Raw genomic sequence first — 25,433 nt, forward strand, 5'->3', positions numbered from 1 at the left:
TTAGGCCGTGGCGGCGGCGTTCGCCAGAGCGGCTTCGGCCGCGATCTGCGCCCGGCGCAGCCTGCGCGCCCTCTTGCGATCGCACCAGGCCTGGGTCAGGCGCTCGGTGGTCGCCTTGATGGAGGAAAGAAGACCGAACAGCGTCAGCATCGCGCCGAACAGCCACATCGCCAGATCGAAGGCGCCGCCGATCAGCAGCAGCGCGCCGCGGCCGAACAGCTTCATGATCGCACGCGTCTTGCTGCCTTGCGCTTCCGCAAGCCGCGCCGCACGCGCGACATCCTTCGGACCTTCGGCGATGCGCAGCGTATCCATCGCCCCGCGCGTGCCGGTCTTCCCGGCGACGCGCGTGACATCCTTGCCGAGCCGCACCAGCGCGCCGGCCTTCTCGGCCCGGAACGCGGCCTTGATCGCGCTCACCGTCTCGCCCGGACGGAACACCGATCCCTTGGCGACCGCATTCCGGAGCATCGGCGTATCGACGACCTCGCGCGCGGAGCGGCCGGCCCATGCGGCGAGCCCCTCGCCGAGCCGCCCGACCTTGCGCGCATCCTTCACCAGCGTCAGTCCGGCGCGCACCGGCGCCGCGCCACCGGCGGACACGTAGGTTGCCGCCGTCACCGCAAGGCCGGCGGCCGCAAGCCCGAGCACGAGGCGATCGGTGTCCTCGCCCATCGCGAGGTGCTTGCCCTCCCGGACGATGTCCCTGATGTCGCCGAACACGAAGAGATCGCCGGCCACCGTTCCCGACAGGCTTGCGACGTCGTCGGCATTGCCGGTGACGAGGCCGGTGGCAAATCGCTTGGCAAATTGCGAAGTGGAATTCTCGGCCTTGACCGCATCGCCGACGCGGCTCAGGAGGTCGTCCGGCAGCGCGATGTTGCGATCGCGCGCCAGCGCGACGAAACTGTCGGCGAGATCGGCATCGCCCGCGGCGAGCGCGGCCTCGATGTTGTCCTGAACCACCCGGTCGTTCTGCCGCAGCAGCGCATCGAGCTTCAGCTCGGACAGCACGGCCGGATCGTCCTGGGCGGCGAGGATGGCGCCGGCCTCGCGGGCATGCGGCGCGATCTGCACGAGCATGAAGCCGCACGCCGCGATACCGGTCAACGCTGTGCTGATTCGCAGCCACTTCATGTGGAAAAGCCTGGCGGTCCTGAGGGTCGTTTGCGCCTGATGAGTCGTCTTTCGCCGCAATTGCGCTCGTCCACAGACATAGTATGCCAAAATTGCGACACAACGTCCCCGACGAAAGAAGGGCTTCTCTCAGGCCTCAAGATTGTGTCGAATTTGCATGAGCAAATGAGCATGGGGCGATTGCGGAGCTTTCGGTTCCGCCGGACTAGCAATCATCTGCACCCGCCAGTATGGTCCGCGGCGCCTTAAAGATGCCGCGTCAGTTCTTGATTGTGTCTGCCGCCATTGCCACTCCAGGATGAGTTACGATGTCCGACCATGTCGTCCCGCACTTCCACAACGATGCCGGTGTCCCCGTCATCGAGATCGGCTCGCAAGAGTTCATGTGCGTGGGCGCCAACCCTCCGTTCGACCATCCGCATGTGTTCCTCGACCTCGGCAACGACAACGAGATCATCTGCCCCTATTGCTCGACGCTGTACCGCTTCGCCGCCGACCTGAAGGCGGGCGAAGCCCGCCCGCCGGAATGCGTCCTGAAGGATAAGGTGGCCTGACCGTCTCCGTCGGCCTGGGGTGGCGCTCTCCCGAACGATTGTCATCGCCGGTGCCGGCATCGGAGGACTGACGGCCGCGCTGGCGCTCGCGGCGCGCGGATTCCGCATCGTCGTGCTGGAAAAGGCCGAGCGCCTCGAGGAAGTCGGCGCCGGCCTGCAGCTCTCCCCCAACGCCAGCCGCGTGCTGGTCGAGCTCGGCCTCACTGAGCGCCTCAAGCTGCGCGCCGTCGTCCCGGAAGCGGTCTCCATCATGAGCGCACGGGCCGGCGGCGAGCTGCTGCGCATGCCGCTCGGCGAAGCCGCCTCGCTGCGGGCCGGCGCCCCCTATTGGGTGGTGCACCGCGCCGACCTGCAATCGGCGCTGGCCGCCGCCGTTGCCGATCATCCCGATATCGACCTGAAGCTGGGCGCGACCTTCGAGGACGTCGCGCCGCATGCCAAGGGACTGACGGTGGTCCATCGCAGCGGCACGATCCGCCGCAGCGATCTCGCCAGCGCCCTGATCGGCGCCGACGGCATCTGGTCGACGGTGCGCCAGCATCTGTTTCCCGAGGTGCAGCCGCGCTTCTCCGGGCTGATCGCCTGGCGCGGCACGCTCGATGCTACGCAACTGCCGAAGGACTACACCGCGCCCCGAGTGCAGCTCTGGATGGGACCGAATGCCCATCTGGTCGCCTATCCGATCGCCGGCGGACGCCAGATCAACGTGGTCGCGGTGCTGCCGGGGACCTGGAACAGGCCCGGCTGGAGCACGCCCGGCGATTTTCGCGAGGTGATGGAGGCTTTCGCCGCCCCGCACTGGCCGCCGTCGGCGCGGATGCTGCTCGCCCCGGTCGACAGCTGGCGGAAATGGGCGCTGTTCGGCGTGCCCGACGGCTGTCCCTGGAGCAAAGGGCCGGTGGCACTGCTCGGCGATGCCGTGCATGCGATGCTGCCCTTTGCAGCCCAGGGCGCCGGCATGGCGATCGAGGATGCTGCGGTGCTCGCCCGTCATCTGAGCTTTGAAGCCGCCGAGAGCACCGCGGGCATCACTGCTGCGCTGAAGCAATACGGCCGTGCGCGCGAGGCGCGGGTGCGGCGGGTGCAACGGACCGCGCGGCAGCAGGGCCGCATCTATCATCTCAGCGGGGCGCTGGCGATCGCGCGCGATCTGGCGATCCGCACGCTCGGCCCCGACCGCATGCTGGCGCGGCAGGACTGGATCTATGGCTGGCGGCCGTGATGCGACACGCTCGCGGTCTCAGCGTGCCGTTCTGCCGGATTTCGGAGCAGGCTTGACGGCTGCGGCCGGCGCAGCTGCGGGCTGGGCGGGCGGTGCCGCTGCCTCCATGTCGCTCTCGCGGCATCTGTTCCTGCGCCAGGTCTCTTCGAGCAGCTTCTGCTGGCCTCGCGCGGCGACGTAATCGTTGCGATAGGCGAGTTCTGCGACGACGACGCCCCCCGCCCCGGTCTCGGCCTTCGCCATCAGCCGCTCGAGCTCATCGATGCGGTTGACGAGATTCTTGCGTTCGGGTGCAAGTTGCTTGCAATCCCAGAGATCATAGCGGGCCGGATCCACGAAGGCCGGGCTGATGGTGTCGCTGACGCTCGCGCAGCCGCCGAGCGCCGCGCCGAGCAAGCCCAGCGCAAGCGGTCCGCGCCCGGAGCGACAGCGGGAGAGAAACGAAACAGGCATGAAGGATGAATAGTCCCCGTGGATGAGAATGCCTAAAGCAATAACACATGTCCGGATTGAGGCTTTGCCTTGTGCCGCCGGCTCGCTTAGAGAAGAACCGTCCCCCGGTTGCGCAAAGCGCCAATTCCAGACGGCCGGTGATGGACTTAAGTGTTTGATCTCGTTGGATCAAGCGGGCATGGCGGAATTGGTAGACGCAAGGGACTTAAAATCCCTCGGTGCGCAAGCGCTGTGCCGGTTCGACCCCGGCTGCCCGCACCACCAGATCTGACGCTCGCCCAGCCGCCGCCAGCAAGCCCGCAGCCCATGATGCGCGCCGGGCACGCAACCGTTCATTTACCAAGCCGCCCTTCCGCGTGCGGAACGCGGGCGGCGCGACCGGCCTTTACTCCACTTTAGATCGTCTTCGCCTAAAGCGAGCGATGTCTGCCCCATCGATGCAGACCCAGGGACACGCAGGGCCTGGAGCGGCTGGCTTCGATGGTGAGAGCTCCGATGGACGCGCGTGAAGATTGGTCCCGGTCCAGGATTGGCGGAATGCAAGCGGCGCCCGCACCTCACCTGCACGGGGTCGAGGTCTACGTCTTCCTGATCGCCTTCCTCGCCGTATTCTACCTGTCGAACGGACCGCTTCTGCTCGGCCATTACGATCTGGGTTGGCACCTCGCCGCCGGAGACTTGATCAGGCAGCGGGGCGAAGTGCCCTTGCAGGATCCGTGGGCGTTCACCGTCGGCGACAAGCGATGGTACAATCTGTCCTGGCTCTGGGACGTGATGGCCAGCGCGCTGTACCAGCAGGCCGGCCTTGCCGGGATCGTCCTCATGGTCGTCGCCTGCGGCGCGGTCATCGCCGGCTATCTCGCCTTCTGCGGTCTCGGCAGCGGCGCTTCGGCCCCCGCGGTCTGCATTGCGGTGTTCGCCGCGTGCCTGCTCTATCCCTGCTACGAAGCCTCGCCCAACATGTATCTGGCGGCATCGCCGAACATCGCGACCATGTTGTTCGCGGTGGTATTTTACGGGGAATGCCTGCTGCGGCGGCGATGGTTCCTGTTGCCGCCGATGATGATCGTCTGGGTCAATCTGCATGGCGGCTTCATGCTCGCCTTTCCGATCCTCGGCGTCTTCGCCGGCGTCGCCTTGCTGCGGCGGGACTGGACAGGCTTTCGCAACTTCTGCCTGGCGGGCGTCGGGTGCTTCATCGCGATCTTCGTCAACCCGCTGGGATGGCACGTCTATGACGGCGTGACGGCGACGCTGGGTCATTTCGTCCAGGCCGATATCAGCGAATGGCGGTCCTATTTTCACAACGTGGAGCTGCCGGGGAGCCTTCCCGGCATCGCCTATGCGCTGACATTCGTGGCCCTGGAGCTGCGCTACCGAAACTCCACGCGCGTTCCGCTCGAGGCGCGCGTGCTGGCGTGGCTCTTCCTGGTTCTGGGTCTGTATCAGTTCAGATACACCGCGTTCTTCTTCATCTTCGCGAGCGTCCCGATGGCGCTTCACATCGACCGGCTGCTGCCGAAGCTCCGGAGCTTCGAGGTCCGGCGCGCGATGCTGGCGGCAGGCGTCGTCGGTGTCTTGTTGCTGCCCGTCACGTTCATGCAGGTGAGACCGGCGGTGGCATTGCCCGACATGCTCTCGGAGGAGGATGCCCGCTATCTCGCGGCGCACAGCTCGCGCGGGCACCTGCTGAACCACTGGAACGTCGGCGGGCTCCTGATCTTCAGAACCCAGGGATCGGTGCCGCTCTTCGTCGACGGCCGGGCGGCGACCGCCTACCCCGACGCGTTGCTGCGGGACTATCTCGCGCTGGTCCGGTGGGACATCGACGCGGCGACCTGGGACAAGGTGATCGGCAAGTACAAGATCGATGCGGTGCTCTGGATCAGAGCACATGACCAGCTGCGGCACTTCCTGGTCGGCGAGAGGGGCTGGAAAGAGGAATATACCGGCGCGTATGTCAGCCTCTACACACGGCAAGAGGCCGCTTCCAGGTGAGATCAGCCCTGCCTCGGCTCGCGCAAATCGCGAGCTGGCCGACCCGTCGATGAACACGCCCGCGACCGATGCCAGGGTCGGCCCGAAGGGCTGACCGCTCACCAATTCTTGTCCGCACCTGCTCCGCCTGCCAGCCATCCCGAAACATGGGTTGTGCAACGCAGCATCGGCGGCCGATAAGGCCCTTGAAATCGAGAGGTGAGCTTCTTGTCTGACGTCAATGCCGACGATTGGGTGTCCGCGGGACACCGCCCCATGCGCTTTCCGGAATTCGTCATCGTGATCGCGTCCATCATGGCGCTGAATCCGCTCGCGATGGACATGATGCTGCCGGCGCTGCCCAATATCGGGGCCGCCTTTCAGATCCCCGTCGCCAACCATCTCCAATTGGTGCTGTCGATCTTCCTGATCGGATTCGGCGCCGGCCAGTTCGTCATGGGGCCGCTGTCGGACCGCTTCGGCCGCCGGCCGGTGCTGCTCGGCGGCATGGCCGTCTATGCGATGGCGAGCGTGCTGGCGGTCGCAGCGCCCTCGTTCGAGACGCTGCTGCTCGCCCGCGCGCTGCAGGGACTGGGCACCTCGGCAACGCGCGTGATCGCGACCTCGATCGTGCGCGACTGCTATGTCGGCCGCCGCATGGCGAGCGTGATGTCACTCGCCATGATGGTGTTCATCGCGGTGCCCGTGATCGCTCCCTCGTTCGGACAGGCGGTGCTGCTGGTGACGGCGTGGCGCGGCATCTTCGTGGTGCTGATGCTGTACGGCCTGCTCGCGCTCGCTTGGTGCGTGCTGCGACTGCCTGAAACCCTGCCGGAGTCCGAGCGAAGGTCGCTGGCGCCTGCCGACGTGCTCTCGGCGTTCCGGCAGACCGTGACCAACCGCCAGACCATCGGCTATGCCACGGCGGCCGGCAGCGTCATCGGCGCGCTGTTCGCTTATGTCTTCTGCGCCCAGCAGGTCTTCACCGACATCTATCACCTCGGCCAATACTTCCCGCTCGCCTTCGCTGCGATCGCAGCCGGCACCGCGATTGCCGGCTTCCTCAACGCAAGGCTGGTCGGGCGGCTCGGCATGCGCGTGATCTCGCACGGGGCACTGACGCTCTACACGGTCGTATCCGTCGTGATGCTGCTGACCGAGAGCCTCGGCATGCTGCCGCTGAGCCTGTTCATGGTGCTCTCGGCCCTGATGATGTTCTCGTTCGGCATGATGGTCGCGAACTTCACCGCGCTCGCCATGGAGCCGCAGGGCCACATCGCCGGCACCGCCTCCTCGCTCTACGGCTCGATCACGACGCTGATCGGCATCGTGGTCGGCATGGCGATCGGGCAGAGCTTCGACGGCACGCTGCTGCCGTTCTCGGTCGGCTTCTTCCTGTCGACGCTTGCAGCGCTCGCGATCGTGCTGGTGGTCGAGAAGGGACGGCTGTTCAGGCCGCATCATCGCCCCAACGCCTGAGGAACTTCCCGGACCTCTCGATGTTGTACTGCAGCAATCGAAGGGATCGGTGAGATGGAACAAGAGAGCAGAGCGGGTCAGCCCGCGTGGGAAACCGAGCGGCCCGCCCCGGCGGAAAGATCCGAGGAGCGGCCGGACCGAAGCCTGCCATTCGCAAGTGAGGGCCTTGAGCAGGTGCGCGACAGCCACTGCTGATTGAGACCGATATCGTCACATAGAAAAAGGCGCCGCGGTTCCACCCGCGGCGCCGTTCGCTTTTTGGGGCGCAGGCGCGGTCGCCTACTCCGACTTGTCGACGCTCCAGAACACCGGCGTCGCGGGACCGTCGAGCACGCCGTTCAGCGACTTGCGCCAGCCGCTCGCGATGAGATACTGCCCCAGCGGAATGTAGATCACCTGCTCATAGGCTTGCTTCTGGATGTCGGCCGCGATCTTTTTCTGCTCGTCGAGCGAGGACGCGCGGACGAAAGCGTCCTTGAGCTGCTCGATCTTGGCGTCCTCCGCCCAGCCGAACCAACCTTTCTTGCCCAGGCCGCTAATCGAGAGATTGGCGATCGGGTTGGACACGTCGGCCGCGACCCAGTTGGTGAAGAACATGTTCCAGCCGCCTTCCTTCGGCGGCTTCTGGCTGGCGCGGCGGCTCACCACGGTCTGCCAGTCGGTCGCCTGCAGATCGACCTTGAAGCCGGCCTCGCGCAGCAGCTGGGCCGCGACGATCGGCTGCGCCTTCAGCGTCGTGACGTCGCCGGGGGCCATGATCACGATCGGCGTGCCGTCATAGCCGGACTCGGCGAGCGCCTTCTTGGCCTCCGCCATGCCGTTGCCCTTCACCAGGGTTTCGGAGCCGACATCGGTCGCGAGCGGCGTGTCGCACACGAAGAACGCGCCGCAAATCTTCTGATACTTCGCATTGCCGACCAGCGCGTCGAGCACGTCCTTCTGGTTGATCGCCAGCAAGGCAGCCCGCCGCACCTTCACGTTGTCGAACGGCGGATGCAGGAAGTTCATCCGGCCGAGCGTCTGAAAGCCGAACTTGTTCAGGACCTCGATCTTGAGCTCCTTGTTCGCTTCCAGCACCGGCAACATGTCGAAGGGCAGGTTCTCCATGAAGTCGATGTCGCCCGACTGCAGGGCATTCACCGCGGTCTGCGCGTCCGGCATGGTGATCCATTCGACGCGGTCGACCTTCGCCACCTTGCCGCCGGAGGTCCAGCTCGCCGGCTCCTTGCGCGGCACGTAGTCGGTGTTCTTGACGTAGACCGCCTTCACGCCCGGCTGGAATTCCGAGGCCACGAACTTGAAGGGACCCGAACCGATCTGCTCGGGAATCTGCTTGTCCGCCGGCGTCTCGGCGAGACGCTTCGGCATCATAAAGGCGACGCGCGAAGAGGGTTTTCCGATGGAGTCCAGCACGAGGCCGTAGGGCTCCTTCAGCTTCAGCGTGATGGTCTTGGCGTCGGTCGCCTCGATGCTCGCGGTGAAGTCCATGAGCTTCTGGCCCATGCCGTCGACCGCGGCCCAGCGCTTGAGCGAGGCGACGCAGTCTTCCGCCGTCACCGGCGCACCGTCATGCCACTTCAGGCCGTCGCGCAGCGTGAAGGTGTAGGTGAGCTTGTCGTCGGAGACCTTCCAGTCCGCCATCTGCGGCTGGACCTTGAAGCTCGAATCGGTGGCCACCAGCGTGTCGTAGACCATGTAGCCGTGGTCGCGCGTGATGTAAGCCGTGGTGAAGATCGGATCGATGATGCGCAGATCCGAATGCATCACCGCCGTGAGCGTCTTGCCGGCGGCAAGCACTGGCGAGGCCAGGCCGACCGAAAGCGCGACGACCGATAGCGCGAGTTTGGAGGCGAACGCGCGAGGCCCCCGGCGCATGAAGTTGAACATGGAAAGTTTCTCCTGACGTGAAACTGTTCAAAGGCAGATTATTGATTGAGCATCCGGTTCGTTCCTTGGGCGAACTAACCCCATGCAATGCCTTTATCTTTTCGAGACTTGCAGACCGTGCCGAGCGCGTCAATCCGGTTTCGTCGCAAGCCCTTGCCGCGTGCGCACGGGCTCCACAATGATCGGTTTAGCACTACAACACTCTCCGCTCGTCCTGCCGCGCCGATGCAATGCGCGTTCCACCTTTCGAAGCTTTGAGAGACATTGAGATGAATCCAGCCAATCTTCCCTTCGATTCCGAGGCAATGCTCGAAGGCCTGCGCACCTGGGTGGAATGCGAGAGCCCGACCTGGGATGCCGACGCCGTCAACAGGATGCTCGATATCGCAGCGCGGGATATGGCCATCATGGGTGCGACGATCGAGCGCATCGCAGGCCGGCAAGGCTTTGGCGGCGTGATCCGCGCGCGCTTTCCGCATCCGAAACAGGGCGAGCCCGGCATCCTGATCGCCGGACACATGGATACCGTCCACCCGGTCGGCACCATCGAGAAGCTGAAATGGCGGCGCGAGGGCAACAAGTGCTACGGCCCCGGCATCTACGACATGAAGGGCGGCAACTACCTTTCGCTGGAAGCGATCCGGCAGCTGGCGCGCGCATCGTTCACCACGCCGCTACCGATCACCGTGCTGTTCACGCCGGATGAGGAAGTCGGCACGCCCTCGACACGCGACATCATCGAGGCGGAAGCCGCGCGCAACAAATATGTGCTGGTGCCCGAACCCGGCCGTGCCGACAACGGCGTCACCACCGGACGTTACGCCATCGCACGCTTCAATCTCGAGGCGACGGGCCGGCCGAGTCACGCCGGCGCGACGCTGTCGGCGGGGCGCTCGGCGATCCGCGAGATGGCGCGGCAGATCCTCGCGATCGACGCAATGACGACGGAGGACTGCACCTTCTCGGTCGGCGTCGTGCATGGCGGGCAATGGGTCAATTGCGTTGCCACCACCGCCACCGGCGAAGCGCTCTCCATGGCCAAGCGGCAGGCCGATCTCGACCGCGGCGTCGAGCGGATGCTGGCGTTGTCAGGCACGACCAACGACGTCAGCTTCAAAGTGACGCGCGGCGTGACGCGCCCGGTGTGGGAGCCGGACCCGGGCACGATGGCGCTGTATGAGAAAGCGCGCGGCATCGCCAAATCTCTCGGCGCGGAATTGCCGCATGCAAGCTCCGGCGGCGGCTCCGACGGCAACTTCACCGGTGCGATGGGGATCCCGACGCTCGACGGCCTTGGTGTGCGCGGCGGCAACGGCCACACGCTGGAGGAGTATATCGAGGTCGAGAGCCTTGTTGAGCGCGGTCGTTTGATGGCCGGATTGCTGGCGACGCTGGAGTGACGGTGCTTACCGTCATTCCGGGGCGGCGCGAAGCGTCGAACCCGGAATCTCGAGATTCCGGGGTCGCGCCTGCGACGCGGCCCGGAATGACAAAGCTCGAAGGGCCTACACCTCCCCAAAACAACTGACCGCACTGCAAAAACTGTGGCCCAGATGGCACGGGAATTGCTGAAATGTTAGGCTGGTGGCAGAACAGATCCTCGTTCGCTGCCCCGATTTGACTCTAATCTGACGGATCCAACTTGCTCGGATATCTCCTTCGCCGAATCCTCGCCGCCGTGCCCGTGATGGGCGTCGTCGCGCTGTTCGTCTTCCTCCTGCTCCGCCTCACCCCCGGCGACCCCGCCGCGATCCTCGCCGGCGACAATGCGACGCCCGAGCGGCTGGAGCGCATCCGCACCTCGCTCGGCCTCAACGAGCCGCTGATCGTGCAGTTCATCACCTGGGTCAACAAGCTGCTGCACGGCGATCTCGGGACCTCGCTGATCTCCAATCTGCCTGTGATGAAGATGATCGGCCAGCGCGTCGAGCCCTCGATCTCGATCGCGCTGTGCACCATCATCCTCGCCGTGATCGTCGCGGTTCCCCTGGGCGTGATCGCGGCGTGGAAGCATGGCACCTGGATCGACCGTTTCGTGATGGGGCTGTCGGTGCTCGGCTTCTCGGTGCCGGTGTTCGTGGTCGGCTACATCCTGATCCAGATCTTCGCAATCGAGCTGCGCTGGGTGCCGGTGCAGGGCTTCCGCAGCATCTTCAACGGCTTCGGGCCGTTCTTCGAGCGCATGATCCTGCCGACCTGCGCGCTGTCCTTCATCTACATCGCGCTGATCGCGCGCATGACGCGCGCGGCGATGCTCGACGTGCTCGGCGAGGATTACGTGCGAACGGCGCGTGCGAAAGGCATCAACGAGGTCGCCGTGATGATGCGCCACGCGCTGCGCAACGCCGCCGTGCCCGTGATCACCGTGATCGGCACCGGCTTTGCGCTGCTGATCTCCGGCGTCGTCGTCACCGAGAGCGTGTTCAACATTCCCGGCATCGGCCGCCTCACCGTCGATGCGGTGCTGGCGCGCGATTATCCGGTGATCCAGGCGATGATCCTGCTGACCTCGCTGATCTATGTCGTCGTCAATCTTCTGATCGACGTCGCCTACACCCTGCTCGATCCCCGGATCCGGTACTGAGGCAAGGATTGAAGAACAAACATGTCGGTCGAAACCCTTCCCCAGTCGTCCATTCCGATCACCTCGCCGCTGCGACCGCGCTTCGGCTTCCTCACCTCGACGCCGATCATCGCCATGGCGACGGTCCTGCTGGCGCTGATCGTGCTGGTCTCGATCCTCGCGCCGCTGATCGCGCCGTATGACCCGATCCAGCTCTCGCCGTCGCAACGGCTGAAGCCGTCGTCCGCGCAATTCCTGCTCGGCACCGACGCCTATGGTCGCGATGTGGCCTCACGCGTCCTCTATGGCGGCCGCATCTCGCTGCTGATCGGCATCGGTTCGGCGATCCTGTCGATCGTGATCGGCCTCGCGATCGGCCTCGTCTCCGGCTTCTTCAAGCTGGTCGATGCCGTGCTGATGCGTGTCATGGACGGCCTGATGGCGATGCCGAGCATCCTGCTCGCGATCGCCGTGGTGTCGCTGTCCGGTGCCAGCCTCTGGACCGTGCTGATCGCGATTACCATCCCCGAGATTCCGCGCGTCGCGCGCCTGGTGCGCTCCGTCGTGCTGTCGGCGCGAGAGGAACCTTACGTCGAGGCGGCGATCTCGGTCGGCTCGTCCCTGCCGAAGATCATGTGGCGGCACCTGATGCCGAACACGGTCGCGTCGCTGATCGTTCAGGGCACCTATATCTGCGCCAGCGCCATCCTCACCGAGGCGATCCTCTCCTTCCTCGGCGCCGGCATCTCGCCGGAAACGCCGACCTGGGGCAACATCATGGCCGAGGGCCGCCAGTACTTCCAGATCAAGCCGTCGCTGATCTTCTGGCCGGGCCTCCTGCTCTCGATCGCCATCCTGAGCATCAATCTGATCGGCGACGCCGCCCGCGACGCCCTCGATCCGCGCATGAAGCAGCGGGAGGGGAAGTGAGACAAGCAGCACGGTCATTCCGGGGCGCGCGCCTTGGCGCGAACCCGGAATCCATTTCACCACGCGAATTGCGGCCCAATGGATTCCGGGCTCGCGACTTCGTCGCGCCCCGGAATGACGGCGGAGAGAATTGACGTGACCAACATCATCCTCGACATCAACAACCTCGTCGTCTCCGTCGGCAAGAAGCCGGGCGGACCGAAAATCATCGATGACATCTCGATCCAGGTGCGCGAGCGCGAGACGCTGTGTCTCGTCGGCGAAAGCGGCTCGGGCAAGTCGGTGACCTCGCTCACCACGATGGGCCTGCTGCCGAAGGGCACGCTGGTGCCCACCGCCGGCAGCATCAGGCTGGTCGGCGAGGAACTGCTCGCCGCCACCGACCGCCGCCTGCGACAGCTTCGCGCCACGCAGATGGCGATGATCTTCCAGGAGCCGATGACCGCACTCAATCCGGTGGTACCGGTCGGCCGTCAGATCGACGAGGTGCTGCGCGCGCACACCAGCCTCGACGCCAAGGCGCGCAAGAAGCGCATTCTCGACATGATGGAGCAGGTCCACCTGCCCCAGGTCGAGCGCATCTTCGCCTCCTACCCGCACCGGCTCTCCGGCGGCCAGCGCCAGCGCATCATGATCGCAATGGCACTGGTGCTGGAGCCGAAGCTGCTGATCGCCGACGAGCCGACCACCGCGCTCGACGTCACCACGCAGAAGCAGATCCTGACCCTGATCCGCGAGCTGCAGCGCGATCACGGCACCGCGGTGCTGTTCATCACCCATGACATGGGCGTGGTCGCCGAAATCGCCGACCGCGTCGCGGTGATGCGGCAGGGCCGGCTGGTCGAGACCGGCCCGCTCGACACCGTGCTGCGCAATCCCACCATGGAATACACGCGCAATTTGCTCTCCGCGGTGCCGAGCCTGGTGCCGCGCGCGGCGCGACCCGAGACCAAGGAGCCGGTCGTGCTGGAAGCCAACGAGCTCAGCAAGGTCTATAAGGAGCGCGCCTTCTTCGGCAAAGGCCGCGAGGTCGTTGCCGCCGACAAGGTGACGCTGACCCTGCGCAAGGGCCGCACGCTCGGCATCGTCGGCGAAAGCGGCTCGGGCAAGTCGACGGTGGCGCGCTGCATCGTGCGCCTGATCGACCCGACCTCCGGCGGCGTCCGCCTCGCCGGCCGCGAGATCGCCGACATCTCGCGGCGCCTGCTGCAGCCGCACCGGCAGAAGATCCAGATCGTGTTCCAGGACCCCTACCGCTCGCTCAACCCGCGCATCACCGTGGGCGAGAGTATCGCGGAGGGCCCGGTCAATTACGGCGTGGCGCATGCCGACGCGATGAAGCGGGCACGCGAATTGCTCGAGCTGGTCGGCCTGCCCGCCGATGCGGTGTCGCGCTATCCGCACCAGTTCTCCGGCGGCCAGCGCCAGCGCATCGCCATTGCCCGCGCGCTCGCGCTCGATCCCGACGTGCTGGTCGCCGACGAAGCGGTCTCCGCGCTCGACGTCTCGGTGCAGGCGCAGGTGCTGGAGCTGCTCGACGAGATCCAGACTCGGCTCGGCATCGCCATCCTGTTCATCACCCACGATTTGCGCGTCGCCGCGCAAATCTGCGACGAGGTCGTGGTGATGCAGCACGGCCGCGTCGTCGAACAGGGTCCCGCCGCCCAGGTGCTGACGCATCCGAAGCAGGCCTACACCAAGGCGCTGCTCGACGCCGCACCGGGGCGAGGCTGGGATTTTGCGAACTTCCGGCCCGTGGCGGAAGGTGTGGGGGCCACACTGTAACTCTATCCGCTGTCATTCCGGGGCATCGCGAAGCGATGAGCCCGGAATCCATCGGACAGCAAACTCTGTAGCGCCATGGATTCCGGGCTCGCGCCCGAGTGGGCGCGCCCCGGAATGACGGTGGATAGAGTCCGCGCGCCCCGGAATGACAGCGGAGTGTGGAGCGCATCCGCAGCATTCCCAAAACAGCTTGAGGCCATGCACGGCGCGAGTGCTTCCCGCCTTGCTCTCTCCTTCGCGCCAAGGCTAACGTCGCGCACTTTCCAACGCTGGACTTGAATTGATGACACGTATCGCCGTCGGCGGCTTCCTGCACGAGACCAACACTTTCGCTCCCACCAAGGCGACCTTCGCCGACTTCCAGCATGGCGGCGGCTGGCCGGCGATGACTGAGGGGGCCGACGTGCTGAAGGTGATGCGGCGCATCAATGTCGGCCTCGCCGGTTTCGTCGACAGCGCCGAGGCCAACGGCTGGGAACTCATCCCGACGATTGCTGCCGCTGCGAGCCCCTCCGCGCACGTCACCGAGGACGCCTTCGAGCGCATCGTCAAGGTGATGGTCGACGGCATCGCGGCCGCGGGCCCGATCGACGCGGTCTATCTCGACCTGCACGGCGCGATGGTGACCGAGCACCTCGACGACGGCGAAGGCGAGATCCTGGCGCGCGTGCGCCGCGTCATCGGCAAGGACGTTCCGCTGGTCGCCAGCCTCGACCTCCACGCCAACGTCACCCCCGAGATGATCGAGCATGCCGACGCGCTGATCGCCTACCGCACCTATCCCCATGTCGACATGGCCGAGACCGGCCGCGGCTCTGCGCGACATCTCGCGCTGCTGCTGAAGACGAAGCAGCGCTTCGCAAAGGCGTTCCGGCAATTGCCGTTCCTGATTCCGATCAGCTGGCAATGCACCAACGACCAGCCCACCAAAGGCATCTACGAAAAGCTCGCCGCCCTGGAGAGCGATGCGGTTCCGACGCTCTCTTTCGCGCCAGGCTTTCCCGCCGCCGACTTCCGCGATTGCGGGCCGAGCGTGTTCGCCTATGGCACGACGCAAGCGGACGCCGATCGCGCCGCGGATGCGATCGTGAGGCTGGTCGAAAGCCACGAGGACGATTTCGACGGCAAGATCTGGACGCCCGATGACGGCGTGCGCCACGCCATGGAACTTGCAAAGAGCGCGAGCAAGCCGATCATCATCGCCGACACCCAGGACAATCCCGGCGCCGGCGGCGATTCCGATACGACAGGCATGCTGCGCGCGCTGGTGCGCAACAGGGCGAGCGCGGCGACCGGGGCAATCTACGATCCGGAATCGGCCAAGGCCGCGCATGCGGCCGGCGTCGGCGCCACCGTGACACTGTCGCTCGGCGGCAAGTCCGGCATTCCCGGCGACGAGCCCTACACCGAGACCTTCGTGGTCGAAAAGCTCTCCGACGGCCGCTTCATCGCACCGGGTCCCTATTACGGCGGCCGCGAGATGGAGATGGGCCCGTCCGCAGCCTTGCGCATCGGCGACGTCCGCGTCGTGGTGAGCTCGTACAAGGCCCAGCTCGCCGACCAGGCGATGTACCGCTATGTCGGCATCGAGCCGACGCAAGAGAAGATTCTCGTCAACAAGAGCTCGGTGCACTTCCGCGCCGATTTCGAGCCGATCGCGGAGCAGCTGATGATCTGCGCCGCGCCCGGTGCGATGCCGGCCGACACCGCCTCCCTGCCCTGGACGCGCCTGCGTCCGGGCATCCGCATCAAGCCGAACGGCCCCGCTTTCACTCCTCCCTCACGCTGACCGGACAGGACACATGCCCACGATCGACCGCATCGACGGCTATGCCGACGAACTCACTGCCATCAGGCGCGACCTCCACGCCCATCCCGAGATCGGCTTCGAGGAAGTGCGCACCTCCGGCATCGTCGCCGACAAGCTCAAGAGCTGGGGCATCGAGGTGCACCGCGGCCTCGGCGGCACCGGCGTGATCGGCGTCATCAAGGGCAAGGGCTCGGGCAGCAAGCGCATCGGCCTGCGCGCCGACATGGACGCGCTGCCGATGGAAGAGAACACCAATCTGAAATGGAGCTCGAAAATCCCCGGCCGCTTCCACGGCTGCGGCCATGACGGCCACACCACCATGCTGCTCGGCACCGCGCGCTACCTCGCCGAGACCAGGAATTTCGACGGCACCGTGCACCTGATCTTCCAGCCGGCCGAAGAAGGCCTCGGCGGCGCCCGCGCCATGATCAAGGACGGCCTGTTCGAGAAGTTTCCCTGCGACGAGCTCTACGGCCTGCACAACGCGCCCGACCTCAACCATGGCGAGATCGCGATCCTGCCGGGCCCGGCGATGGCCAGCGCCGACTTCTTCGACCTGCGCATCACCGGCTACGGCGCGCATGGCGCGATGCCCGAGCGCTCCAAGGACGCCGTGATCATCGCGACCACGCTGGCGCAGGCGATCCAGACCATCGTCAGCCGCAACGTCGAGCCGCTGCAGGCCGCTGTGGTGTCGATCACCCAGATCCACGCAGGCTCCGCCTACAACGTCATTCCCGGCGACGCGCATCTTTGCGGCACCATCCGCACCTTCTCGAAGGAGGTCCGCGCCCTGGTCAGCGAACGCATCCGCACGATCTGCGCCGGCATCGCCAGCGCCTACCAGTGCGTGATCGACGTCGACATCCGCGACACCTTTGGCGTGCTGGTCAACCAGGTCGAGCAGTCCAAGGTGGTGGAGGAAGTCGCGCGCACCATCGTCGACCCCGCCAACGTGATCACGCGCGCCCAGCCCAAGATGGGCAGCGAGGATTTCGCCGACATGCTGGAGACCATTCCCGGCGCCTATTTCTGGGTCGGCCATGACGGCTCGGTGCCGGTGCACAATCCCGGCTTCGTGCTCGACGACAAGATCCTGCCGATCGGCGCCAGCATGTTCGCCCGCATCATCGAGACGCGGATGCCGGTGGGTGCCAATGCATAAGAAGCGTGCGGAAGAGGCGGTCACCTCGCTGCACGACCTGTCCGCGGTCGATCTGATCGCGGGCTATCGCGCCAAGCAATTCTCGCCGAGCGAGGTGCTGGAGGACGTGCTCGCGCACGTCGCGGCGTGGGAACCGCATCTGAAGGCGCTCTATGCATTCGATCCCGACGGCGCGCGCGAGGCCGCCAAGGCCTCGACCGCGCGCTGGACCGGCGGCGAGCCGTCCGGTGCGCTCGACGGCGTGCCCGTCACGGTGAAGGACAATATCGCGACCAAGGGCGTGCCGGTGCCGCTGGGCGCGGCCAGCGTCAAGCTGGTGCCGGCGGAGAAGGACGCCCCGCCGGCGGCGCGGCTGCGCGAGGCCGGCGCGATCATCTTCGCCAAGACCACCATGCCCGATTACGGCATGCTGTCCTCCGGGCTCTCCAGCTTCCATGCGCTGGCGCGCAACCCGTGGGACCTCGCCAAGAATCCCGGCGGCTCCAGCGCGGGCGCAGGGGCTGCAGCGGCGGCCGGCTATGGTCCCTTGCACCTCGGCACCGATATCGGCGGCTCGGTGCGCCTGCCCGCGGGCTGGTGCGGCCTCGTCGGCCTGAAGCCGAGCTTTGGCCGCGTGCCGATCGATCCCACCTATGTCGGCCGCGTCGCCGGGCCCATGACCCGCACGGTCGACGATTGCGCGCTGATGATGAGCGTGATCGCAAAGCCCGACCGACGCGACGGCATGAGCCTGCCGGCCGAGCCGCTCAACTGGAAGGGCCTGGAGAAATCTCCGCGAAAGCTGCGGATCGGCCTGATGCTCGATCCCGGCTGCGGCCTGGCGCTGGAGAAGCCGGTGCGCGAGGTCGCGGTGAAGGCGGCGAAAGCGTTCGAATCCGCAGGCAGTGTCGTCACCGAGGTCGGCGGCATCCTCACGCGCGAGATGCTCGACGGCCTCGACAATTTCTGGCGCGCAAGGATGTGGGACGATCTGTCGAAGCTGACGCCGGCCGACCAGGCCAAGGTGCTGCCCTATATCTTCAAGTGGGGCGAGTCCGGCGCCAAGCTCTCGGGCGTCGACGTGATCCGCGGCTTCAACCAGACCATGGCGATCCGGGCCGCCGCAGCAAAACTGTTCTGCGAGCTCGACTATGTGATCTCGCCGACCGCACCGAACGTGAACTATCCGGCGGAATGGGCCTCGCCGACCAACGATCCCATGAAGCCGTTCGAGCACATCGCCTATACCGTGCCGTGGAATATGTCGGAGAACCCCGCGATCTCCCTCAACGGCGGCTTCGACGCCAAGGGTTTTCCCATCGGCGTGCAGATCGTCGGCCGCCGCTTCGACGACCTCGGCGTACTCGGCGTGGCCAAGGTGTTCGAGGGCCTGCGCGGCGCGCAGCGGCCCTGGCCGAAGCCGCCGGCGCATTAGCTGCCGTCGTCATTCCAGGTTGCGCCCTCTTGGCGCAAGCCGGGAATGAGCCAGGACAGGCATCATGCGGAGCCTCTTTCTTACCCTCCCCTGGAGGGGGAGGGTCGGCTCGCATTGAGCGGAGCGAAATGTGAGACGGGGTGGGGTGGCGGTCTCTCCACGTCCGACAGTTCCCGACAGGAGAGATCACCCCACCCCGCTCGCGCTACGCGCGATCGACCCTCCCCCTCCAGGGGAGGGTGAAGAAAACTCGAGCCCTGCCATCTGCGCAGCGAAGAACAAAGGAAGGAAACCGCCATGGCGTATGAGACGATCAAATACGAGGTCGCCGAGCAGATCCTCACCATCACGCTGAACCGGCCCGACAAGCTCAACGCCTTCAACGCGCAGATGCAGTCCGAGCTGATCGACGCGTTCGATGCCGCCGACAAGGACGACAATGTCCGCGCCATCATCGTCACCGGCGCCGGCCGCGGCTTTTGCGCGGGCGCCGATCTCTCCTCCGGCGCCGACACGTTCGACCGCGACGCGCGGCGCGGTCCGGTGAGGCGCCTCGCCGACGGCAAGGTCGATTACAGCGATCCGCAGGTGCGCGACGGCGGCGGCCAGGTGACCTTGCGCATCTTCAAGTGCCTGAAGCCCGTGATCGCGGCGGTGAACGGTCCTGCGGTCGGCATCGGCGTCACCATGCAGCTCGCGATGGACATCCGCATTGCCTCCGACGCGGCGCGGTTCGGCTTCGTGTTTTCCCAGCGCGGCATCGTGCCGGAGGCGGCCTCGAGCTGGTTCCTGCCGCGCATCGTCGGCATCTCGCAGGCGCTGGAATGGTGCTATTCGGGCCGCGTCTTCCCGGCGCAGGAAGCCCTCGCCGGCCGTCTCGTCAGCAAGGTCGTCGCCCCCGACGATCTCTTGCCGACCGCCCGCGCGCTCGCCAAGGAATTTGCGGCGAAGACCGCGCCGGTCTCGGTGGCGCTGATCCGGCAGATGATGTGGCGCATGATGGGCGCAGACGATCCCATGGAGGCCCACAAGATCGACAGCCGCGGCATCTATGCCCGCGGCCGCTCCGACGACGTGAAGGAAGGGGTGGTGTCGTTCCTGGAAAAGCGTCCCGCACAGTTCAAGAACAAGGTCTCGACCGACATGCCGGACTATTTCCCGTGGTGGACGGAGCGGGAGTACAAGTGACGCTGTCGTAGGGTGGGCAAAGGCGCTCCTGCGCCGTGCCCACCATCTCTTTTCGACCAAACGAGACGGTGGGCACGCTTCGCTTTGCCCACCCTACGACATCGTCATGACGGCACAGTCAGTCCATCATCAGCGCCACACGCCCGATCGCCTTGCGCTCGATCAGAAGCCGCATCGCCTTCGCGTAATCCTCCAGCGGCAGGCGATGCGAGACGTTGGGGCGCAGCCTGCCCTCCTCCGCCCATTGCAGCAGCGCCTTCAGGCGCGCTTCGCCAAGCGCAGGATTTTTCCGCACCGCTTCGCCGGCACGCACGCCAATGACGCTGGCGCCCTTGATCAGCAGGAGATTGGTTCTCGCCGAACCGATGCCGCCGGTGAAGCCGATCACCAGAAGCCGCGCGCCCCAGGCGATGCAGCGCATCGAATCTTCAAAGACCTGGCCGCCGACCGGATCGAACACGACGTCCACGCCGCGACCGTCGGTGATGCGCTTGACGGCATCGCGAAACGGCTCGCGGTCGTAGCGGATGAGATGATCGGCGCCGCGCGATTTCGCGATGGCGAGCTTCTCGTCGCTGGATGCGGTCGCGATCACGATCGCGCCCAGCATCTTGCCGATCTCGACGGCGGCCAATCCCGTGCCGCCGCCGGCGCCGTGCACCAGCAGCACCTCGCCCGGCTCGACCCGGCCGCGGTCGATCAGCGCGTGATAGGCCGTGCCGTGGCCCGCGAGATAAGTCGCGGCCTCGGCGTAGTCGAACGTCGATGGCATCGGCGTGAGTTGGGCTGGCGTCACCGCCACTTCATCAGCGAAGGCCCCATGGCGCATCTTGACGATGACCTTGTCGCCGACCGAAACGCCCCTTGCCTCCGATCCTACCTCGGTGACATCGCCGGCAGCTTCCATCCCGGGCGTGAACGGCAGCTCAGGCTTGAGCTGATAGTCGCCGGCCGCCATCAGCACGTCAGGGAAATTCAGTCCGGCGGCGCGGATCGCGACGCGCACCTCCCCCGGCTTCAGGGCGCGCGACGGAAACTCCTCCAGCCGCAACGTCTCGGGCGCACCGAGCGCGCGGCATACGACAGCGCGCACCATCAGGCCGCGCTCGCCTTGCTGCGCAGAAGCGCCTCGCGGATCAGCGGCAGCCGGTCGTTGCCGAAATACATGTCGGTCTTGTTCACGAAGATCGTCGGCGAGCCGAAGCCGCCGCGGGCGACGACCTCCTCGGTATTGGCCTTGAGCTGATCCTTGATCCCCTGCTCCGAAATGCCGGCAAGGAATTTCTGCTCGTCGATTCCGATTTTCCTGCAGATCTCGGCGAGCACCGCATCCTGCGAAATATCCTTGTCCTCGCCCCAATAGGCCTGGAACACCGCCGTCGCAAACGGCACCATGTCCTTCCCGAGCCAGATGCAGCCGCGCATCGCCTTTACGCTGTTCACGGGAAACACCGTCGGCGGCATCTCGATCGCGAGGCCCGCCGCGCGCGCCCAGTCCTGAAGATCCTTCTTCATGTAACGTGCCTTCAGCGGCACCGGCTTCTCCCGCTGCGCATAGACGCTCGGGTTGACGGTGTTGAAGATGCCGCCGACCAGGATCGGCCGCCAGACGATCTCCGCGCCCATCTCCTTGGCGAGCGGCTGGATGTTGTGGAAGGCGAGATAGGTCCAGGGACTGGAGCAGTCGAAGAAGAATTCGATCATGGGTGTTTCCTTGTTTGTTTGTCATTCCGGGATGCGCCGCAGGCGCAGGCCCGGAATCCATTTCGCCACCGTCGCTGCGGCCCGATGGATTCCGGGCTCGGCGCTACGCGCCGCCCCGGAATGACAGGTCACTTCCTTCCCAACACTTCCTTAGCCCTTTGCCCGAACATGATCTTGCGTGATTCCTCGTCGAACGGCTCTTTGACGAATTTGCCGATCGCAAGCCCCGCCTGCACCTGCGGCCTGGCGCGGATCTCGGCGTACCAGCGTTTGACGTTCGGATAATCGTCCAGCGTAAAGCCCTGCGCCTTGTGGGTCATGGTCCAGGGGAAGCAGGCGATGTCGGCGATGGAATAATCGCCGGCGACATAGGCGCCGGTCTTCTCGAGCTGCCGGTCAAGCACGCCGTAGAGCCGGGCCGCCTCGTCGCGGTAGCGCTCGATCGCGTAAGGAATCTTCTCGGCCGCATAGAGTGCGAAATGGCCATGCTGGCCGAGCATGGGGCCAAGGCCGGCCATCTGCCACATCACCCACTGGATCGTGATCGAGCGGCCGCGCAGATCGGCAGGCAGGAAGCGGCCGGTCTTTTCCGCGAGATAGATCAGGATGGCGCCGGTCTCGAAGGCCGAGAACGGCTCGCCCCCGTCGGCGGGTGCGTGGTCGACGATCGCGGGGATGCGGTTGTTCGGGGATATCGCCAGGAACTCAGGAGCGAACTGCTCGCCGGCGCGAATGTCGACGGGCTTCACCGTGTAGGGAAGCCCGAGCTCCTCTAGCATGATCGAGATCTTCCAGCCGTTCGGTGTCGGCGCGTAATAGAGGTCGATCATGACCTGTCCCTTGGCATTTCCTTCGGGCCTTCCCTGTCGATGCCGCCAGCCAAATGACGACTTTTGTTGTTCTGTACCTCGACGTTAGGACATGGCAGGAAGGGGCGCAACTCAACCTGCCGGGAGGGCCGCCATGCTGTTTCCAACCACGATCGCCGGCTCCTTGCCGAAGCCGGAATGGCTCGCCGAGCCCAACATGCTCTGGGCGCCCTGGAAGTCGCAAGGCGACGAGCTTCTCCGCGCCAAGCGCGACGCGACGCTGATCTGGCTGAAGATCCAGGAGGACGCCGGCATCGACATCGTCACCGAGGGCGAGCAGGCCCGTCAGCATTTCGTCCACGGCTTCCTCGAGAAGATCGAAGGCATCGATTTCGCTCACAAGGTCGAGATGGGCATCCGTAAAGACCGCTACAAGGCGATGGTGCCGCAGGTCATCGCGCCGCTCCGCCTGAAGGATCGCGTCCATGCCTTCGAGGCGCGGGTGGCGCGTATGCACACCGGGAAGAAGCTGAAGTTCACGCTGCCCGGCCCGATGACCATCATCGACACCATCGCCGATCGCTACTACGGCGATCGCGTCAAGATGGCGTTTGCCTTCGCCGAGCTGCTCAACGAGGAAGCCAAGGCCTTGCAGGCCGACGGCGTCGATCTCGTGCAGTTCGACGAGCCCGCCTTCAACGTCTACATGGACGAGGTCAACGATTGGGGCATCAAGGCGCTGGAGCGCGCGGCGCAAGGCCTCACCTGCGCAACCGCCGTTCACATCTGCTACGGCTACGGCATCAAGGCCAACACCGACTGGAAGGAAACACTCGGCAGCCAATGGCGGCAGTACGAGCAGATCTTCCCGGCAATCGACGCGAGCCCGATCCAGCAGGTTGCGATCGAGTGCCGCAATTCGAAGGTGCCGCTCGACCTGCTGGCGCTGCTCAAGACCAAGATCGTGCAGGCCGGCGTGATCGACGTCGCCAGCGACACGGTGGAGACCGCCGAGGACGTCGTGAAGGTGATCGACGCGGTGTCGAAATTCGTGCCCAAGAGCAACATCATCGCCACCACCAATTGCGGCATGGCGCCGATGCGGCGGGAGATCGCCGAGGCCAAGCTGATGGCGCTCGGCGCCGGCGCCGCGCTGGCGCGCGAGAAGCTGGGGTGACGGCGGCGATGCGCAAGTCCCTCTGCTAGTCCAGAGCGGTCGGATGCAGCGCCGGCCGATATCCGGCGCTCAGCGCCCGCAATGTGGACGGAGGCGTCAGCAACATCGGGCTCTCCGGCTCGCGCTCGGTGCGGGCATAGCCGGCGGGCGACCATAGCAACGGCCGGCCTTTCGCTATGAGATAGCTCTGCTCGCCCTGCTGCACCATCGCGCCATCGGGCAAGTCTGCGAGCGGCACCTGCAGCGCGTGCATGCGCTTGCGGCCCTGGTCCAGACGCTCCTGATGCAGCTGGGCGTCCATTGCCTTTGCGCTCACCTTACTTGCGCCATTGCCTCGCTCCCATGCCGCGCGGAAGCGGTTGGCATCGTCGCGGCGGCAGAAGAAGCAGGGGCGGTGCCCTGCGGCAAGGGCGGTGGCTTCGTCGAGAAAGAACAGCTCGGTCCAGCTCCGCCGCGCCATCACCGGCCGCCGCCAGCCGCGAAATTCGCATAGGCAGGTGATCCAGGCCGGCGACGACCAGCGCTTCGTCAGCAGCGTCTTCGTCGCGGGATCGTGGATGATGCCGCGATTGCCGGTGAACATGCCGCGATGCGGAGTGGCGATGATGTCGCCTGTGGGCGTGACGCGGTTTTGCAGGGGCATGGGGCGACTATTCTGCTGTCGTCATTCCGGGATGGTCCGAAGGACCAGACCCGGAATCTCGAGATTCCGGGTTCGATGCTTCGCATCGCCCCGGAATGACTCCCCCTACGCCGCCCCGTCGCGCAGCGGCGGGTGATAGGACAAGGCGGTATCCCAGGGGAAGAAGATCCAGGTGTCCTGCGAGACTTCCGTGATGAAGGTGTCGACCAGCGGGCGGCCCTTCGGCTTGGCGTAGACGGTTGCGAAATGCGCATCGGGCAGCATCTCGCGCACCAGCCGGCCGGTCTTGCCGGTATCGACGAGGTCGTCGACGATCAACAGCCCCTTGCCGGTGCCTCCGCCAAGCTTCATGGCCTGTTCCGAAATGCCCTTGAGGACCTGGAGCTCGCCCTGCTTGTCGTGATCGTAGCTGGCGATACAGACCGTATCGATCACGCGCACGCCGAGCTCGCGCGCCACGATCGCGGCCGGCACGAGGCCGCCGCGCGTGATCGCGATCACCGCGTGGAACGGACCGACCTCGTTGAGCCGCCAGGTCAGCGCCCGGCAATCGCGGTGGAATTGGTCCCACGAGACCGGAAAGGCCCTGCCCGCCCGCTCCTGTGCGCTCAGTTCCGGTGCTTCACCAGCCATTGTCGTCTCCTGCGTCGTAAAACGTCCAGCAAGCCGCCGGCTTTAACGGCTGACGTTCAATCCTGCCAGCATCTCCTTCACTGCAGCCATCGCTGCCGCCAGCTTTTCGGGATCGCGCGAGCGCACCACCAGGTTGGTGTTCGGTTTCGAGTCCTCGTCCATGAAGGGATAGCTGCCGATGATGGTGTCGGGATGGGCGGCGGCGATCGCCCGCAGCGGACCGCCGATGTCGCCCTCGCGCGCATTGGCGCGCACCGTATCGGAGAGCATGCGCATGCCCGACTTCAGCTTGGGCGCAACGATGTCCATCATCGCCTGCATGATCGAGGGCACGCCCGCCATGACGATGACATTGCCGATCTTGAAGCCGGGAGCGAGGATGGTCGCGCTCTGGATCAGCTCGGCACCGTCGGGGATGCGGGCCATGCGCAGGCGGGCCTCGTTGAGATCCTGCTCGCTCCAGCGCTCGCGGAAACGAGCGACGACCTCCGGGTGGTGGTCGATGCCGACCCCGAACGCCTTGGCGACGCTGTCGGCGGTGATGTCGTCATGGGTCGGCCCGATGCCGCCAGTGGTGAAGACGTAGGCGTAGCGATGCCGCAGTGCATTCAAGGCCGCGATAATGTCGGCCTCGTCGTCGGAGACGACCCGGACTTCCTTCAGGTCGATGCCGATATTGGTCAGGTATTCGGCGATGAAACCGATATTCTTGTCCTTGGTTCGGCCGGACAGGATCTCGTCGCCAATGACCAGAATGCCCGCCGTGACGATCTCGCTCATAACTTAAGTCCCTCACCTGTAGCGTCGACTTTGCCGGGGTAACGCGTTGAAGTCACGCGGTTTTGCTGCCGAAATAAGCAGTCCTCCGCCATTTTTTCGGGCAAGCCGCCGGCCACCCCAGGC

Annotated in this window: 22 protein-coding genes and 1 tRNA gene; 14 read left to right on the top strand and 9 right to left on the bottom strand. The window is 65.7% G+C overall.

Features of this window, described 5'->3' with window-relative positions; translation table 11 throughout:
- Window positions 1-1,137 (bottom strand): hypothetical protein, encoded by a 1,137-nt coding sequence (locus AC066S_RS20320; protein ID WP_126257851.1) that lies wholly within the window; start codon window positions 1,135-1,137, stop codon window positions 1-3.
- Window positions 1,138-1,445: 308 nt separating this feature from the next.
- On the opposite strand from AC066S_RS20320, the gene AC066S_RS20325 reads away from it, so the two are divergent.
- Together AC066S_RS20325 and AC066S_RS20330 are read left to right on the top strand one after the other, a co-directional pair.
- Complete coding sequence (locus tag AC066S_RS20325; protein ID WP_007602543.1) at window positions 1,446-1,691, top strand: zinc-finger domain-containing protein; 246 nt, start codon at window positions 1,446-1,448, stop codon at window positions 1,689-1,691.
- A gap of 19 nt (window positions 1,692-1,710) precedes the next feature.
- A complete protein-coding gene (locus AC066S_RS20330) occupies window positions 1,711-2,913 on the top strand; it encodes an FAD-dependent monooxygenase (RefSeq protein WP_135169243.1) in 1,203 nt (400 codons plus the stop codon).
- Window positions 2,914-2,931: 18 nt separating this feature from the next.
- Here the strand turns inward: AC066S_RS20330 and AC066S_RS20335 are convergent, their stop codons facing one another.
- Window positions 2,932-3,366 carry a twin-arginine translocation pathway signal gene (locus AC066S_RS20335; protein WP_135169242.1) on the bottom strand — a complete coding sequence of 145 codons (435 nt, stop codon included), beginning with the start codon at window positions 3,364-3,366 and terminating at the stop codon, window positions 2,932-2,934.
- A 172-nt stretch (window positions 3,367-3,538) separates the two neighbouring features.
- On the opposite strand from AC066S_RS20335, the gene AC066S_RS20340 reads away from it, so the two are divergent.
- From AC066S_RS20340 to AC066S_RS20350, 3 genes are all read left to right on the top strand, one after another.
- Window positions 3,539-3,627, top strand: a tRNA-Leu gene (locus AC066S_RS20340).
- A 276-nt stretch (window positions 3,628-3,903) separates the two neighbouring features.
- Window positions 3,904-5,364 (top strand): hypothetical protein, encoded by a 1,461-nt coding sequence (locus AC066S_RS20345; protein ID WP_478270456.1) that lies wholly within the window; start codon window positions 3,904-3,906, stop codon window positions 5,362-5,364.
- Between the two features lie 207 nt (window positions 5,365-5,571).
- The gene (locus AC066S_RS20350) at window positions 5,572-6,822 is read left to right on the top strand and encodes a multidrug effflux MFS transporter (RefSeq protein WP_478270457.1); all 1,251 of its coding nucleotides are present in this window, start codon (window positions 5,572-5,574) and stop codon (window positions 6,820-6,822) included.
- A gap of 279 nt (window positions 6,823-7,101) precedes the next feature.
- On the opposite strand, the gene AC066S_RS20355 is transcribed toward AC066S_RS20350, so the two are convergent.
- Entirely contained in the window at window positions 7,102-8,709 is a 1,608-nt protein-coding gene (locus AC066S_RS20355; RefSeq protein WP_126257846.1) for an ABC transporter substrate-binding protein, read from the bottom strand.
- A 269-nt stretch (window positions 8,710-8,978) separates the two neighbouring features.
- Between AC066S_RS20355 and AC066S_RS20360 the strand changes: the two genes are divergently transcribed.
- The 8 genes from AC066S_RS20360 (at window position 8,979) to AC066S_RS20395 (ending at window position 19,564) form a co-directional block, all read left to right on the top strand.
- Window positions 8,979-10,109, top strand: coding sequence for a M20/M25/M40 family metallo-hydrolase (locus AC066S_RS20360; RefSeq protein ID WP_126257845.1), 1,131 nt, complete (start codon window positions 8,979-8,981; stop codon window positions 10,107-10,109).
- A gap of 242 nt (window positions 10,110-10,351) precedes the next feature.
- Window positions 10,352-11,293, top strand: a complete 942-nt coding sequence (locus tag AC066S_RS20365) for an ABC transporter permease (protein WP_164718637.1) — start codon at window positions 10,352-10,354, stop codon at window positions 11,291-11,293.
- A gap of 21 nt (window positions 11,294-11,314) precedes the next feature.
- Window positions 11,315-12,202: an ABC transporter permease gene (locus AC066S_RS20370; protein ID WP_478270458.1), complete on the top strand. Its 888-nt coding sequence runs from the start codon at window positions 11,315-11,317 to the stop codon at window positions 12,200-12,202.
- 135 nt (window positions 12,203-12,337) lie between these two features.
- Window positions 12,338-13,987 carry an ABC transporter ATP-binding protein gene (locus AC066S_RS20375; protein ID WP_126257843.1) on the top strand — a complete coding sequence of 550 codons (1,650 nt, stop codon included), beginning with the start codon at window positions 12,338-12,340 and terminating at the stop codon, window positions 13,985-13,987.
- Between the two features lie 283 nt (window positions 13,988-14,270).
- Complete coding sequence (locus AC066S_RS20380; RefSeq protein WP_126257842.1) at window positions 14,271-15,776, top strand: M81 family metallopeptidase; 1,506 nt, start codon at window positions 14,271-14,273, stop codon at window positions 15,774-15,776.
- Between the two features lie 13 nt (window positions 15,777-15,789).
- Window positions 15,790-16,962: a M20 aminoacylase family protein gene (locus tag AC066S_RS20385; RefSeq protein ID WP_126257841.1), complete on the top strand. Its 1,173-nt coding sequence runs from the start codon at window positions 15,790-15,792 to the stop codon at window positions 16,960-16,962.
- Entirely contained in the window at window positions 16,955-18,376 is a 1,422-nt protein-coding gene (locus AC066S_RS20390; RefSeq protein ID WP_478270459.1) for an amidase, read from the top strand. Before AC066S_RS20385 ends, AC066S_RS20390 begins: the two co-directional genes overlap by 8 nt.
- A gap of 297 nt (window positions 18,377-18,673) precedes the next feature.
- Window positions 18,674-19,564, top strand: a complete 891-nt coding sequence (locus AC066S_RS20395) for a crotonase/enoyl-CoA hydratase family protein (protein WP_135169235.1) — start codon at window positions 18,674-18,676, stop codon at window positions 19,562-19,564.
- Between the two features lie 118 nt (window positions 19,565-19,682).
- Here AC066S_RS20395 and AC066S_RS20400 read toward each other — a convergent pair whose 3' ends face one another.
- The 3 genes from AC066S_RS20400 to AC066S_RS20410 all read right to left on the bottom strand — a co-directional run bounded on the left by AC066S_RS20400 (window position 19,683) and on the right by AC066S_RS20410 (window position 22,098).
- A complete protein-coding gene (locus AC066S_RS20400; protein WP_478270460.1) occupies window positions 19,683-20,660 on the bottom strand; it encodes an NADPH:quinone oxidoreductase family protein in 978 nt (325 codons plus the stop codon).
- The gene (locus tag AC066S_RS20405) at window positions 20,660-21,268 is read right to left on the bottom strand and encodes a DsbA family protein (RefSeq protein ID WP_478270461.1); all 609 of its coding nucleotides are present in this window, start codon (window positions 21,266-21,268) and stop codon (window positions 20,660-20,662) included. The genes AC066S_RS20400 and AC066S_RS20405 overlap by 1 nt, the downstream gene beginning before the upstream one ends.
- Window positions 21,269-21,396: 128 nt before the next feature.
- Window positions 21,397-22,098, bottom strand: coding sequence for a glutathione S-transferase N-terminal domain-containing protein (locus AC066S_RS20410; protein WP_478270462.1), 702 nt, complete (start codon window positions 22,096-22,098; stop codon window positions 21,397-21,399).
- A gap of 133 nt (window positions 22,099-22,231) precedes the next feature.
- Here AC066S_RS20410 and AC066S_RS20415 point away from each other — a divergent pair, with 133 nt between their 5' ends.
- Complete coding sequence (locus AC066S_RS20415; protein ID WP_126257835.1) at window positions 22,232-23,254, top strand: methionine synthase; 1,023 nt, start codon at window positions 22,232-22,234, stop codon at window positions 23,252-23,254.
- 25 nt (window positions 23,255-23,279) lie between these two features.
- Here the strand turns inward: AC066S_RS20415 and AC066S_RS20420 are convergent, their stop codons facing one another.
- From AC066S_RS20420 to AC066S_RS20430, 3 genes are all read right to left on the bottom strand, one after another.
- Entirely contained in the window at window positions 23,280-23,897 is a 618-nt protein-coding gene (locus AC066S_RS20420) for a hypothetical protein (RefSeq protein ID WP_478270463.1), read from the bottom strand.
- Between the two features lie 105 nt (window positions 23,898-24,002).
- Window positions 24,003-24,530: a xanthine phosphoribosyltransferase gene (gene gpt / locus AC066S_RS20425; protein ID WP_063195254.1), complete on the bottom strand. Its 528-nt coding sequence runs from the start codon at window positions 24,528-24,530 to the stop codon at window positions 24,003-24,005.
- 42 nt (window positions 24,531-24,572) lie between these two features.
- Entirely contained in the window at window positions 24,573-25,310 is a 738-nt protein-coding gene (locus tag AC066S_RS20430) for a competence/damage-inducible protein A (protein WP_135169230.1), read from the bottom strand.
- Between the last annotated feature and the right edge of the window lie 123 nt (window positions 25,311-25,433).

The organism is Bradyrhizobium sp. CFUWI, assembly GCF_056429085.1.